Consider the following 13,122-nt stretch of genomic DNA (forward strand, 5'->3'; position numbering starts at 1 on the left):
AGAACCCTGATGAGCGAATCCACCGACCGCGACGAACGCCACCTGGCGCGCATGCAGCGCAAGAAGGCGATCATCGACGAACGCATCGCCAATTCCCCCAACGAGTGCGGCCTGCTGCTGGTGCTGACCGGCAATGGCAAGGGCAAGAGCAGCTCGGCCTTCGGCATGCTCGCCCGCGCGCTGGGGCATGGCATGCAATGCGGCGTGGTGCAGTTCATCAAGGGCCGCAACAGCACCGGCGAAGAGTTGTTCTTCCGGCGTTTTCCCGAACAGGTGCGCTATCACGTGATGGGCGAGGGGTTCACTTGGGAGACCCAGGACCGCCAGCGCGACATCGCCGCCGCCGAGGCCGCCTGGGCCGTGTCGCGCCAGTTGCTGCAGGACCCGTCGATCCAGTTCGTCGTGCTCGATGAGCTGAACATCGCTCTCAAGCACGGCTACCTCGACCTCGACCAGGTGCTTTCGGACATTCAGGCCCGTCCGCCGATGCAACATGTGATCGTCACTGGCCGTGCGGCCAAGCCCGAGATGATCGAACTGGCTGACACCGTGACCGAGATGGGCATGCTCAAGCATGCGTTCCAGGCGGGTATCCGCGCGCAGAAGGGCGTCGAACTGTGAGTGACGCTTGCCATTGCCCGGCGGTACTGATCGCCGCGCCGGCCTCCGGCCAGGGCAAGACCACGGTCACCGCCGCCCTGGCCCGCCTGCACCGCAACCTCGGGCGTAAGGTGCGGGTGTTCAAGTGCGGGCCGGACTTCCTCGACCCGATGATTCTCGAGCGCGCCAGCGGCGCGCCGGTCTACCAGCTGGACCTGTGGATGATCGGCGCCGAAGAGAGCCGGCGCCTGCTGTGGGAGGCGGCCGGTGAGGCCGATCTGATCCTGATCGAAGGCGTGATGGGGCTGTTCGACGGCACCCCGTCCAGCGCCGACCTCGCACGCCACTTTGGCGTGCCGGTGCTGGCGGTGATCGACGGCACGGCCATGGCCCAGACTTTTGGCGCCCTGGCCCTGGGCCTGGCGCGCTATCAGCCCGACCTGCCGTTCGCCGGCGTACTGGCCAATCGGGTCGGCAGCCTGCGTCATGCGCAACTGCTCGAAGGCAGCCTGACCGAGGGACTGCGCTGGTACGGCGGGCTGTCCCGCGAGCGCGGCATCGAGTTGCCCAGCCGTCATCTCGGGCTGGTGCAGGCCAGCGAGCTGAATGATCTGGATGCCCGCCTGGATGCCGCCGCCGAGGCACTGGGAGCCAGTTGCGATGCGGCCCTGCCGCCGCCGGTGGCGTTTGCCGCGCCAGAGCGCTTCGACACCGGGACTTCGTTGGCCGGTGTGCGTATCGGCGTGGCTCGCGACGAAGCCTTCGCCTTCACCTATGGCGCCAACCTTGAGCTACTGCGCAACCTCGGCGCACGGATCGAATTCTTCTCGCCGCTGCATGACCGTGAGCTGCCGGTGATCGACAGCCTGTACCTGCCAGGCGGCTACCCGGAGCTGCATCATCATGCCCTGGCGGCCAATGCGCCAATGCTCGAGGCGATCCGCAACCACCATGGCCAAGGCAAGCCCCTGTTGGCCGAGTGCGGTGGCATGCTTTATCTGCTCGATGCACTGACCGACGTGGCTGGCGAGCGTGCCGCGCTGCTCGGCCTGCTGCCGGGCGAGGCAACCATGCAGAAGCGCCTGGCGGCGCTGGCATTGCAGGCGGTCGAGCTGCCGGAAGGCACCCTGCGCGGTCATACCTATCACCACTCGCTGACCGAGACGGCGCTCGAACCGATTGCCCGAGGCCTGAGCCCCAATGGTGGTCGCGGCAACGAAGCGGTCTACCGCCTGGGCCGCTTGACCGCCTCCTACGTGCATTTCTACTTCCCCTCCAACCCCGACGCGGCGGCGGCGCTGCTGCGACCATGAGCGAGCACGCCTACAGCGCGGTCGAGCGCGCGGCCATCTACCGCGCCATCGGCGAACGTCGCGACATGCGTCATTTCGCCGGTGGCGAAGTCGCGCCGGAACTGCTCGGCCGATTGCTGGCCGCTGCGCACCAGGCCCCCAGCGTGGGGTTGATGCAGCCGTGGCGCTTCATCCGCATCAGCCAGCGCGAGCTGCGCATGCGCATCCAAGAGCTGGTGGAAGAGGAGCGGGTGCGTACCGCCGAGGCGCTGGGCGAGCGCGCGGATGAGTTCATGAAGCTCAAGGTCGAGGGCATCAGCGACTGCGCCGAGGTGCTGGTCGCCGCGTTGATGGACAACCGCGAGCCGCATATCTTCGGGCGGCGCACCCTGCCCGAGATGGACCTGGCCTCGCTCGCCTGTGCCATCCAGAACCTGTGGCTGGCGGCCCGCGCAGAAGGGCTGGGCATGGGCTGGGTGTCGTTGTTCGATCCGCAGGCCCTGGCTGAACTGCTGGGCATGCCGGCAGGCGCCAAGCCGGTGGCGGTGCTGTGCCTGGGGCCTGTAACCGCGTTTTATCCCGCACCGATGCTGGTGCTGGAAGACTGGGCCGAGCAACGGCCGTTGCATGAAATGCTCTACGAGAACCAATGGGGAGACCGGCCATGAGCATGGCCCTGCTGACTGTCGCGGGCGTGGCCCTGGACGCCTTGCTCGGCGAGCCGAAACGGCGGCATCCGCTGGTGGGCTTCGGCAACCTGGCCAAGAGCCTGGAGCGGCGTTTCAATGCCGGCGGCCGCGGCTGGCGCAGCCATGGCGTCAGTGCCTGGTTCCTGGCCGTGGTGCCGCTGACCCTGGTGGCGTTGATCCTCTCCTGGTTGCCCTATATCGGCTGGATCGTCGATGTGCTGGCGCTGTACTGCGCGCTTGGCCTGCGCAGCCTGGGCGAGCATGTGCTGCCGGTGGCCCAGGCATTGCGCCAGGGCAACCTCGAAGAGGCGCGGCGGCGGGTCGGCTACCTGGTCAGCCGGGAAACCCGCGAGCTGGACGAGCCCGCAGTAGCCCGGGCGGCCACCGAGTCCGTGCTGGAGAACGGTAGCGATGCAGTGTTCGCCGCGCTGTTCTGGTTCGTGATCGCCGGCGCGCCCGGTGTGGTGCTCTATCGCCTGAGCAACACCCTGGATGCCATGTGGGGTTATCGCAACGAACGCTTCGAGCGTTTCGGTTGGTGCGCGGCGCGTATCGACGATGGGCTCAACTACCTGCCCGCCCGGTTGGTGGCGCTGACCTACGCGCTGCTGGGCAAGACCCGGCTGGCGATGAATTGCTGGCGCCGGCAGGGGCCGCAATGGGACAGCCCCAACGCCGGCCCGGTGATGGCCGCCGGCGCAGGCGCGCTGGGTGTGGAACTGGGCGGGCCGGCGGTCTATCACGGCGAGTTGCATGAGCGCCCTCGCCTGGGGGACGGCCCCATGGCCGACGCCGACGCGATCGAGCGTGGCTGGAGCCTGGTGCAGCGTGGTGTGTGGCTGTGGCTGCTGGTGATCTGCCTGGGAGGCTACTTGAATGCTTGAGCACGGTGGGCGCCTGCTGCGTGCGGTAAAACACTACGGGATCGCCCGTGAGCACTGGCTCGATCTGTCCAGCGGCATCGCGCCGTGGAGCTACCCGATCCCCGCGATCCCGCAGGATGCCTGGGCGCGCTTGCCGGAAACCGAGGATGGCCTGGAAGCCGCTGCGCGGCAGTACTATGGCGTGCGCCAGTTGCTGGCGGTGGCCGGCTCCCAGGCGGCTATCCAGGCGTTGCCGCATTTGCGCGCGGCTGGTCGGGTCGGCGTTTTGTCGCCGTGTTATGCCGAGCACCCCTATGCCTGGCGGCGTGCCGGGCACACGCTCGTCGAGCTGGACGAGGCCCAGGTGGAGGGCGCCCTCGACAGCCTTGATGTGTTGCTGCTGGTCAATCCCAACAACCCCACTGGGCGCCGTTTCCCCCGCGCTCAATTGCTGGCCTGGCACGCGCGTCTGGCCGCGCGGGGCGGCTGGTTGCTGGTCGATGAAGCGTTCATGGACAACACGCCTGAGCACAGCATTGTCGACTGCGCCGAGTGCCCAGGGCTCATTGTGCTGCGCTCGTTCGGCAAGTTTTTCGGGCTCGCTGGCGTGAGGCTTGGCTTCGTGGTCGCCGAAAAAACACTGTTGCAACAGCTGGCCGACCTGCTGGGGCCCTGGACGGTCAGCGGCCCGACGCGGATGATCGGCCAGGCTTGTTTCACCGACATCATTGCGCACCAAGGGCAGATCGAACGTTGCGCGCGGGCCAGCCAGCGTCTGGCGGTGATGTTGCAAAACACCGGCCTGGCGCCGAGCGGTGGCTGCGACCTGTTCCAGTACGTGCGCAGCGAACGCGCCGCGCACCTGCATGATTTTCTCGCCCGGCGCGGCATCCTCGTCCGCTTGTTCGAGCAACCGCCTGCCGTGCGCCTGGGCCTGCCCGCCAGCGCGGCGGACGAACAACGCCTGGCCCAGGCCCTGGCGGACTACCAGAAGGATTCGGCATGACCACCCTCATGGTGCAAGGCACCACTTCCGATGCCGGCAAGAGCACGCTGGTCACCGCCCTGTGCCGCTGGCTGCTGCGCCAGGGCGTCGCCGTGGTGCCGTTCAAACCGCAGAACATGGCGCTCAACAGCGCAGTCACCGCCGATGGCGGCGAGATCGGCCGGGCCCAGGCGGTGCAGGCCCAGGCCTGCCGGCTGGCGCCGCACACCGACATGAACCCGGTGCTGCTCAAGCCCAACAGCGACACCGGCGCCCAGGTGATCGTGCATGGGCGCGCGGTCACCAGCATGAACGCCGTGGCCTATCACGACTACAAGGTCATCGCCATGCAGGCGGTGCTGGCTTCCCATGAGCGCCTGCGCCAGGCCTATCCGGTAGTGATGGTGGAGGGGGCCGGCTCGCCCGCCGAAATCAACCTGCGCGCCGGCGACATCGCCAACATGGGCTTCGCCGAGGCGGTCGACTGCCCGGTGATCCTGGTCGCCGACATCAACCGGGGTGGCGTGTTCGCCCACCTGGTCGGCACCCTGGAGCTGCTGTCACCGAGTGAGCAGGCGCGGGTGAAGGGCTTTGTCATCAACCGTTTCCGTGGTGACATCGCCTTGCTGCAACCGGGCCTCGACTGGCTGGAGCAGCGCACCGGCAAGCCGGTGCTGGGGGTGCTGCCCTATGTCACCGACCTGCACCTGGAAGCCGAGGATGCCATCGACGTGCGCCAGGCGGTCAAGGGCGAGCGCGTGCTCAAGGTGATCGTCCCGGTATTGCCACGCATCAGCAATCACACCGACTTCGACCCCCTGCGCCTGCACCCGCAGGTGGACCTGCAGTTCATCGGCCCGGGCCAGCCGATCCCGCCCGCCGACCTGATCATCCTGCCCGGCTCCAAGAGCGTGCGCGCCGACCTGGCGCAATTGCGCGAGCGGGGTTGGGACAGTGCCATCGCCCGGCACCTGCGTTATGGCGGCAAGGTAATCGGTATCTGCGGCGGCTTGCAGATGCTCGGCCATGAAGTGCACGACCCGCTGGGCCTGGAAGGGCCGGCGGGCTCCAGCGCCGGGCTTGGCCTGCTGGACTACAGCTCCGTGCTGGAAGCTGAAAAGCAGCTGCGCAATGTCGCCGGTACCCTCGACCTGGAGCAGGCGGCGGTGTCCGGCTATGAGATCCATGCGGGTGTGACCCACGGTCTGGGCCTTGAGCATCCGGCCATCCAGTTGGACGATGGCCGCAACGATGGCGCCATCAGCGCCGACGGCCAGATCCTCGCCACCTACCTGCACGGGCTGTTCGAAGGCAGCCAGTCATGCGCCGCGCTGCTGCGCTGGGCCGGGCTCGCGGACGCCCAGGCCATCGACTACGAGGCCCTGCGCGAGCGCGATATCGAGCGCCTGGCCGATCTGGTGGAGCAGCACCTGGATACCGAGCGCCTGCGCCAACTGTGTGGGGTGACCGCTGATGCGTAACCTGATCCTCGGCGGCGCCCGCTCCGGCAAGAGCCGCCTGGCCGAACAGTTGGCCACGGACAGCCGCTTGCCGGTGACCTATATCGCCACCAGCGAACCCCGGGACGGCGAGATGAGCGAGCGGGTGCGCCTGCACCGCGAACGCCGCCCGACCGACTGGGGGCTGATCGAGGAGCCCCTGGCCCTGGCCGCCGTGCTGCGCGCCGAGGCCGCTGCAGGGCGCTGCCTGCTGGTGGATTGCCTCACTTTATGGCTGACCAACCTGTTGATGCTCGAAGATGACCAGCGTCTGGCCCAGGAGCGCGATGCGCTGCTTGATTGCCTGGAGCAACTGCCCGGCACGATCATCCTGGTCAGCAACGAAACCGGCCTGGGCGTGGTGCCCATGGGCGAACTGACCCGGCGCTACGTCGACCTTTCCGGCCTGCTGCACCAGGCCGTGGCCGCGCGCTGCCAGCGCGTGGTGCTCACCGTGGCCGGCCTACCTCTCATGCTCAAAGGACCTGCTCTATGACCCAGACGTGGTGGCGCGACGCCTGCCAACCCCTCGACACCGCCGCCATGGATCAGGCCCGCGCCCGTCAGCAGCAACTGACCAAACCCACTGGCTCCCTTGGCCAGCTCGAAGGCCTGGCGATTCGCCTGGCCGGGTTGCAAGGGCGGGAGCGCCCCACCTTGGAACAGGTGGCAATCACGATATTCGCCGGTGACCATGGCGTGGTGGAGGAGGGTATCTCTGCCTATCCACAGGCCGTGACCGGGCAGATGCTGCGCAACTTCGTCTCGGGCGGCGCGGCGATCAGCGTGCTGGCACGCCAGCTGGAGGCGAGCCTGGAAGTGGTCGACCTCGGTACGGTCGACCCGTCGTTGGACCTGCCGGGCGTGCGCCATCTGCGCCTGGGGGCGGGCACCAGCAACTTCGCCCGCCAGGCGGCGATGACCGACGCCCAGTTGGCTGCCGCCTTGCAAGCTGGCCGCGACAGCGCCCTGCGCGCGCTCGAACAGGGTGGCCAACTGTTCATCGGCGGTGAGATGGGTATCGGCAACACCACGGCCGCCGCCGCCCTGGCCTGCACGCTGATGGGGTGCCCGGCGCGTGAGCTGAGCGGGCCGGGTACCGGCCTGGACAGCGCTGGTGTGCGGCACAAGGCCGAGGTGATCGAACGTGCCCTGGTGCTGCACGGGCTGCGTGCCGACGAGCCGCTACGTGCGTTGGGTCATGTCGGCGGTTTCGAGATCGCCGCACTGGTGGGCGCCTACCTGGCCTGTGCCCAGCACGGGCTGCCGGTGCTGGTCGATGGTTTTATCTGCAGCGTCGCCGCCCTGGTGGCGGTGCGCCTCAATCCGCAGTGCCGGCCTTGGTTGCTGTTCGCTCACCAGGGCGCCGAGCCTGGGCACAAGGCTTTGCTTGCCGCCCTGCAAGCCGAGCCGCTGTTGGCCCTGGGGCTGCGCCTTGGCGAGGGCAGTGGCGCTGCCCTGGCCGTGCCGCTGATTCGCCTGGCCTGTGCCCTGCACGGGCAGATGGCGACCTTCGCCGAAGCCGCGGTGGCGGATCGCCCGGCATGATCCTCGACCTGCTGCGCCACGGTGAGACGGTGCTCGGCGGAGGCCTGCGCGGCAGCCTGGACGATGCCCTGACACCGCTTGGCTGGACGCAGATGCGCCAGGCGGTGGCCGAGGCCGGCCCTTGGGATGTGCTGGTCAGCTCGCCGCTGCAACGCTGCGGGTTGTTCGCTGATGAGCTGGGCGCACGCCTGGGGCTGGCGGTGCAGCGCGAGGCGGATGTGCGCGAACTGCATTTTGGTGACTGGGAAGGGCGCAGTGCGGCGCAGATCATGCAGACCGAAGCCGATGCCCTTGGCCTGTTCTGGAATGACCCTTATGCCTTCACGCCGCCCGGCGGCGAGCCGGTGCTGGCATTTGCCGAACGGGTACAGGCGGCAGTCGCCAGGCTGGCGTGCCAGTACGCGGGCAAGCGTGTGCTGCTGGTCACCCATGGTGGTGTGATGCGGCTGCTGTTGGCACAGGCCCGTGGTTTGCCACGGGAGCAGTTGCTGCAAGTCGAAGTCGGGCATGCTGCGTTGAAACGGCTGGTCTGCGCAGGCGACCAGTTGCGCGAGGTGGATTGAGATGCTGCCGTTCTGGATCGCCTTGCAGTTTCTCAGCAGCTTGCCGGTACGCCTGCCGGGCATGCCGACACCGAACCAGATGGGGCGCTCGCTGTTGTTCTATCCCGTGGTCGGGCTGCTGTTCGGGCTGCTGCTGTGGCTGGCCAGCCATCTGCTTCAGGGGGCGCCGGCGCCGCTGCATGCGGCGTTGCTGTTGGCGCTGTGGGTGCTGCTCAGTGGCGCCTTGCACCTGGATGGCTTGGCCGACAGCGCCGATGCCTGGCTGGGCGGATTCGGTGATCGCGAGCGCACCTTGCAGATCATGAAGGATCCGCGCAGCGGGCCGATTGCCGTGGTCACCCTGGTGCTGGTGCTGTTGCTGAAATTCTGTGCGCTATGGGTGCTGGTCGAGTGTGGCGCCGCTGGCTGGCTGGTGCTGGCGCCGGTGGTCGGGCGGGCGGCGATGTTGGGTTTGTTCATGGGCACGCCCTATGTGCGCCAGGGTGGTTTGGGGGCGGCCTTGGCCGAGCATCTGCCGCGCCGGGCCGCTGGGTGGGTGCTGCTGGGCAGCGTGCTGGCTTGCGTTGTGCTGGCGGGCTTGCCCGGGCTTTGGGTGCTGTTGCTGTCGCTTGGGGTGTTCTTGTGGCTGCGGCGGCTGATGTGCAAGCGGTTGGGCGGCAGTACCGGAGATACGGCCGGGGCGATGGTGGAATTGCTGGAGCTGGTGGTGGTAGTGGGCTTGGCGTTGATGGTCTGAGCTTGGTGGGGCAGTACCGCCTCTTTCGCCGGCAAGCCGGCTCCTACAGGAGATGTGCTCTTCCATAGGGACCGGCTTGCCGGCGAAAGGGGCACTGCCTGCTGATGCTTCGGAGGTTTCCGTGGGTAACCTGGCTTATCCTCGGGCGTCTCTTCTCTTTGCCTGGAGTACTGCATGCACCACTGGATCTTCGCCTGCTTGCTGGCCCTCGGAGCGTCTCCACTGAATGCCGCCGATCTCATCGACTTCTGGAACACGCCGCGCCACGGCGGCAACAGCTTCAACCGCCTGCCCCCCGAACAAGCCTATTTCGACGCGCTCGATGGATACGGCGCCAGCTGGGTGCGGCTCTCCTACGACAAGTGGCAGCCGGCGCAGCGCGACTTTCTGCTGGGCGATGCCGACGACTACAAGGGGCTGGTCGAGGCCGACCTGAAGCAACTGGTTGCCGTGCTCGACCGCGCCCATGCCGCTGGCCTCAAGGTTGTGATCACACCGCTGTCGCTGCCCGGCATGCGCTGGGCGCAGAACAACAACGGCCAGTTCGACGATCGCCTGTGGCAGGAGAAGCGCTTCTGGGAGCAGTCGGCTCGCTTCTGGCGTGACCTGGCCGGGGCACTGAAAAACCATCCAGCCATCGCCGCCTACAACCTGATCAACGAGCCCGCGCCGGAAAAGCAGGGCAGCCTGGCCGAGCATGCCGATCCAGGACAGATGAAACGCTGGTATGCCCAGCAGAAGGGCAACGCGCGTGATCTGCCAGCCTTGTACAGGCAACTGCTGGCGGCTGTTCGTGAAGTCGACAGCAAGACACCGGTGATGCTCGATGCTGGCTGGTACGCCGCCGCCGATGCCTTCGGTTACTGGCCCGAAGCGCTGGACGACCCGCGCGTGCTATACAGCGTGCACATGTATGAGCCCTATGCCGCCACCAGTGCGCCGAACCTGGCCCGTGAACACCCCTACCCGTATCCTGGCCAAGTACCCTTTGCCGGCCAGGTGCAACAATGGGATGCGCAACGGGTCGCGGATTACCTGCGTCAGCCCCTGGCCTGGGCGGATGGAATCAAACTGCCGCGCTCAAGGCTGGTGGTCGGTGAGTTCGGCTGCATGCGACGGCTTGCCGGTTGTCGGCAGTACCTGGAGGATGTCCTCACGGTGCTCGACCGTGAACAGTTGCACTGGGCGTTCTACAGCTTCCGTGAGGACAGCTGGGATGGCATGGACTATGAACTGGGCACGAAGAAGGTACCGTGGGGCTATTGGCAGGCTGCCGAGCAGGGCACTCCTGACCCCGTTGAACGCACGGCGACAACGGCTTTCGAGCCGATTGCCCGGCGTTTGCGGCCTTGAGTAGCGCTTTGAAACTTCTTGCAACATCCATATCGCGGGTATATACACGTATCCATGTTGACCAGTGAATGCATCTGTACCCACCTGCGTCGTGCCGCCCGTGGGGTGAGCCGCCACTACGACGAAGCCCTTGCCGGTTTCGGCATCAACGTTGCCCAGTTTTCGCTGCTGCGACACCTGCAGCGGCTCGACCGCCCCAGTATCACCAGCCTGGCCGAGGCCATGGGGTTGGAACGCAGCACGCTTGGACGCAACTTGCGGGTGCTTGAGGCGGACGGCCTGGTACAGCTGGCGGAAGGTGACGACCAGCGTAACCGTGTAGTCTTGCTGAGCGAGGCGGGCAGGGCACGGCTGGAGGCGGCACACCCGGCCTGGGAGCTGGCGCAGGCACAGCTGGTCGAGCAACTGGGTGAAGGGCAGCGTGATGTGCTGGTGCGGATGCTGGAGCACCTGGCGTGATTGGGTATGACTAAAAGCGGGTATATACCCGTATAAACCTTGCGATGTGCTGGAGAGAACGACAATGACTTCCGTATGGCGGACCAGCGGGTGGGTGTTGCTGGGGGCGGCGCTGATCCTGGCGTTGTCCCTGGGGGTGCGGCATGGGTTCGGCCTGTTCCTGGCGCCGATGAGCGCCGACTTTGGCTGGGGGCGCGGGGTGTTCGCTTTCGCCATCGCCCTGCAGAACCTGATCTGGGGCCTTGCCCAGCCGTTCTCCGGCGCCCTTGCCGACCGTCTTGGCGCGGCGAAGGTGGTGATCATCGGCGGCATTCTCTACGCTGCCGGGTTGTTGCTGATGGCCGTGTCCGACTCGCCTTGGTCGCTGTCTTTGAGCGCAGGGCTATTGATCGGTATTGGCCTGTCCGGTACTTCGTTCTCGGTGATTCTCGGTGTGGTGGGGCGCGCGGTGGCACCGGAAAAACGCAGCATGGCCATGGGCATCGCCAGTGCGGCGGGGTCGTTCGGCCAGTTCGCCATGCTGCCGGGCACCCAGGGGCTGATCCAGTGGTTGGGTTGGTCGGCGGCGCTGCTGGTGCTGGGCTTGCTGGTGGCGTTGATCGTACCGTTTGTCAGCTTGCTGCGTGATCGTCCGCTGCCCAGCCAGGGCGTCGAGCAGACCCTCGGCCAGGCGCTGCGTGAGGCGTGTACGCACTCCGGCTTCTGGTTGCTGGCGCTGGGTTTCTTTGTCTGTGGTTTCCAGGTGGTGTTCATCGGGGTGCACCTGCCGGCCTACCTGGTAGACCAGCACCTGGCGGCGACTACCGGTACCACGGTGCTGGCGCTGGTGGGGTTGTTCAATATCGTCGGCACCTATACGGCGGGCTGGCTTGGCGGGCGGATGTCCAAGCCGCGTCTGCTGACCGGCCTCTATCTGCTGCGTGCGGTGGTGATCGTGCTGTTCCTCTGGGCTCCGGTCACTCAGTTCAGCGCCTACCTGTTCGGTATTGCCATGGGCCTGTTGTGGTTGTCCACGGTGCCGTTGACCAATGGCACCGTGGCCACGCTTTTTGGTGTGCGCAACCTGTCCATGCTGGGTGGCATCGTGTTCCTGTTCCACCAGTTGGGCGCGTTCCTGGGCGGTTGGTTGGGGGGCGTGGTGTATGACCGGACCGGCAACTATGACCTGGTCTGGCAGATATCGATCTTGCTCAGCTTGCTGGCGGCCGCGCTCAACTGGCCGGTGCGGGAGCGCCCTGTGGCGCGTTTGCAGGCCCAGGCGGTATGAATCGCGTGCTGGGGCGGGCGCTGCTGGTCATTGCCGGGCTATTGGTGGTGGCACTGGCTTGGTGGGGCTGGCAGAAGGGCGGGTTGGCGTTGATGCAGTTGGGCATGAGCCTGTGTTAGGCGCTACCCTGCACCTTCAGGGAATGTCTTGCAGGAGAACTTCATGATGCGTGCATGCTGGCTGACGATACCCGTTCTGGCCCTGGTGGTCGCCACCTCGAGCTGGGCGGCGGATTGCCCGGCACTGCTCCAGGGCAGCCTGCCGGAGTTGCGCGGCAAGGAGCAGATCGACCTGTGCGAGCGTTTTGCCGGCAAGCCGCTGGTGGTGATCAACACCGCCAGCTACTGCGGTTTTGCTCCGCAGTTCGAGGGGCTTGAGGCGACGTACAAGGATTACCACGGCAAGGGGTTGGAAATGCTCGGGGTGCCGTCCAACGATTTCAAGCAGGAAGATGCCGATAGCGACAAGACGGCCAAGGTTTGTTACGCCAATTACGGTGTGACCTTCACCATGACCAAGGCGCAGCCGGTGCGGGGCAAGGATGCGATTCCGTTGTTCGTCGAGCTGGCTCGGCAGAGCAGTGCGCCGAAGTGGAATTTCTACAAGTATGTGGTGGATCGGCAGGGGAAGGTGATCGGGAGTTTTTCCAGTTTGACCAAGCCGGATGATCCGGCGTTCAGGGCGGCCATCGACAAGGCGATCGCTTCGCCGCTTTGATTGTTTGGGTTTTGGGTTTTTTGAGCATATCCATTGGCGATGGAGACGCTGACTCACCTTTCCGCCCTTACGGCGGGTCACTTTTGGTCTTGGCCAAAAGTAACCAAAAGCCGCTCGCTCCATCATACGGCCCTCCGCTACGCTCCGGGTCCCTTCGCTCCGGCGCCTTCCGGGCCCGCGCGGCCTACGACTTGCTGCGCAAGTCTACATCTCGCGCCTTCGGCTAACGCCGAAGGGTGCTGCGCACCTGGCCCTCCAGACGCCTGCGCTCAGCCTCCTGAAGTCGCGAAGTTACGGGCGGCGCCTGGGCAGGCGCAGCTGTCGCTAGCTGCTTACTCGTGGCCTTCAGTCCGCATTCGCCGGCAAAGCCGGCTCCTACCGGAGGGTGCACGCCGCACTATTGTAGGAGCCGGCTTTGCCGGCGAACCAATGGTACAAACACCCCATCCATTGCAGCATTACGTAGCTATCAAGATCTTTGCTCTTTGCTTCTGCGAGCGCGTAGCGTCTCGCCCGGCTTTTGATCTTGATGCGCGATAGTCCAGGCGCCG

At 66.3% G+C, this 13,122-nt stretch carries 15 protein-coding genes; all 15 read left to right on the forward strand.

All coding sequences use genetic code 11. The annotated features are described in order from the left end of the window. Positions 1-9: 9 nt before the first annotated feature. The 15 genes from cobO to P5705_RS19030 all read left to right on the forward strand — a co-directional run bounded on the left by cobO (position 10) and on the right by P5705_RS19030 (position 12,571). Positions 10-621: a cob(I)yrinic acid a,c-diamide adenosyltransferase gene (gene cobO, locus P5705_RS18960; protein WP_277462484.1), complete on the forward strand. Its 612-nt coding sequence runs from the start codon at positions 10-12 to the stop codon at positions 619-621. After that, positions 618-1,913 carry a cobyrinate a,c-diamide synthase gene (locus P5705_RS18965; protein WP_277462485.1) on the forward strand — a complete coding sequence of 432 codons (1,296 nt, stop codon included), beginning with the start codon at positions 618-620 and terminating at the stop codon, positions 1,911-1,913. The genes cobO and P5705_RS18965 overlap by 4 nt, the downstream gene beginning before the upstream one ends. Then, positions 1,910-2,560, forward strand: coding sequence for a 5,6-dimethylbenzimidazole synthase (gene bluB, locus P5705_RS18970; RefSeq protein ID WP_277462487.1), 651 nt, complete (start codon positions 1,910-1,912; stop codon positions 2,558-2,560). Before P5705_RS18965 ends, bluB begins: the two co-directional genes overlap by 4 nt. After that, positions 2,557-3,465, forward strand: a complete 909-nt coding sequence (cbiB, locus tag P5705_RS18975; protein ID WP_277462490.1) for an adenosylcobinamide-phosphate synthase CbiB — start codon at positions 2,557-2,559, stop codon at positions 3,463-3,465. The genes bluB and cbiB overlap by 4 nt, the downstream gene beginning before the upstream one ends. After that, the gene (gene cobD / locus P5705_RS18980; protein WP_277462492.1) at positions 3,458-4,450 is read left to right on the forward strand and encodes a threonine-phosphate decarboxylase CobD; all 993 of its coding nucleotides are present in this window, start codon (positions 3,458-3,460) and stop codon (positions 4,448-4,450) included. The genes cbiB and cobD overlap by 8 nt, the downstream gene beginning before the upstream one ends. Next, a complete protein-coding gene (locus P5705_RS18985; protein WP_277462494.1) occupies positions 4,447-5,910 on the forward strand; it encodes a cobyric acid synthase in 1,464 nt (487 codons plus the stop codon). Before cobD ends, P5705_RS18985 begins: the two co-directional genes overlap by 4 nt. Beyond that, positions 5,903-6,424, forward strand: a complete 522-nt coding sequence (gene cobU / locus P5705_RS18990) for a bifunctional adenosylcobinamide kinase/adenosylcobinamide-phosphate guanylyltransferase (RefSeq protein ID WP_277462496.1) — start codon at positions 5,903-5,905, stop codon at positions 6,422-6,424. Before P5705_RS18985 ends, cobU begins: the two co-directional genes overlap by 8 nt. After that, a complete protein-coding gene (gene cobT, locus P5705_RS18995; RefSeq protein WP_277462497.1) occupies positions 6,421-7,476 on the forward strand; it encodes a nicotinate-nucleotide--dimethylbenzimidazole phosphoribosyltransferase in 1,056 nt (351 codons plus the stop codon). Before cobU ends, cobT begins: the two co-directional genes overlap by 4 nt. Beyond that, positions 7,473-8,039 (forward strand): histidine phosphatase family protein, encoded by a 567-nt coding sequence (locus P5705_RS19000; RefSeq protein WP_277462498.1) that lies wholly within the window; start codon positions 7,473-7,475, stop codon positions 8,037-8,039. The genes cobT and P5705_RS19000 overlap by 4 nt, the downstream gene beginning before the upstream one ends. Position 8,040: 1 nt before the next feature. Then, complete coding sequence (locus P5705_RS19005) at positions 8,041-8,775, forward strand: adenosylcobinamide-GDP ribazoletransferase (protein WP_277462499.1); 735 nt, start codon at positions 8,041-8,043, stop codon at positions 8,773-8,775. 174 nt (positions 8,776-8,949) lie between these two features. Further along, a complete protein-coding gene (locus P5705_RS19010; RefSeq protein WP_277462501.1) occupies positions 8,950-10,128 on the forward strand; it encodes a glycoside hydrolase family 5 protein in 1,179 nt (392 codons plus the stop codon). A gap of 54 nt (positions 10,129-10,182) precedes the next feature. Continuing rightward, a complete protein-coding gene (locus P5705_RS19015) occupies positions 10,183-10,587 on the forward strand; it encodes a MarR family winged helix-turn-helix transcriptional regulator (RefSeq protein ID WP_277462502.1) in 405 nt (134 codons plus the stop codon). Between the two features lie 64 nt (positions 10,588-10,651). Next, positions 10,652-11,854, forward strand: a complete 1,203-nt coding sequence (locus P5705_RS19020) for an MFS transporter (protein WP_011532683.1) — start codon at positions 10,652-10,654, stop codon at positions 11,852-11,854. Further along, positions 11,851-11,973, forward strand: a complete 123-nt coding sequence (locus P5705_RS19025; RefSeq protein WP_277462504.1) for a hypothetical protein — start codon at positions 11,851-11,853, stop codon at positions 11,971-11,973. The genes P5705_RS19020 and P5705_RS19025 overlap by 4 nt, the downstream gene beginning before the upstream one ends. A 46-nt stretch (positions 11,974-12,019) precedes the next feature. After that, positions 12,020-12,571, forward strand: coding sequence for a glutathione peroxidase (locus tag P5705_RS19030; RefSeq protein WP_277462505.1), 552 nt, complete (start codon positions 12,020-12,022; stop codon positions 12,569-12,571). The last annotated feature ends 551 nt before the right edge of the window (positions 12,572-13,122 follow it).

Origin of the sequence: Pseudomonas entomophila (assembly GCF_029478665.1) — a bacterium.
In the GTDB taxonomy this organism is placed as follows: Bacteria; Pseudomonadota; Gammaproteobacteria; order Pseudomonadales; family Pseudomonadaceae; genus Aquipseudomonas; species Aquipseudomonas entomophila_F.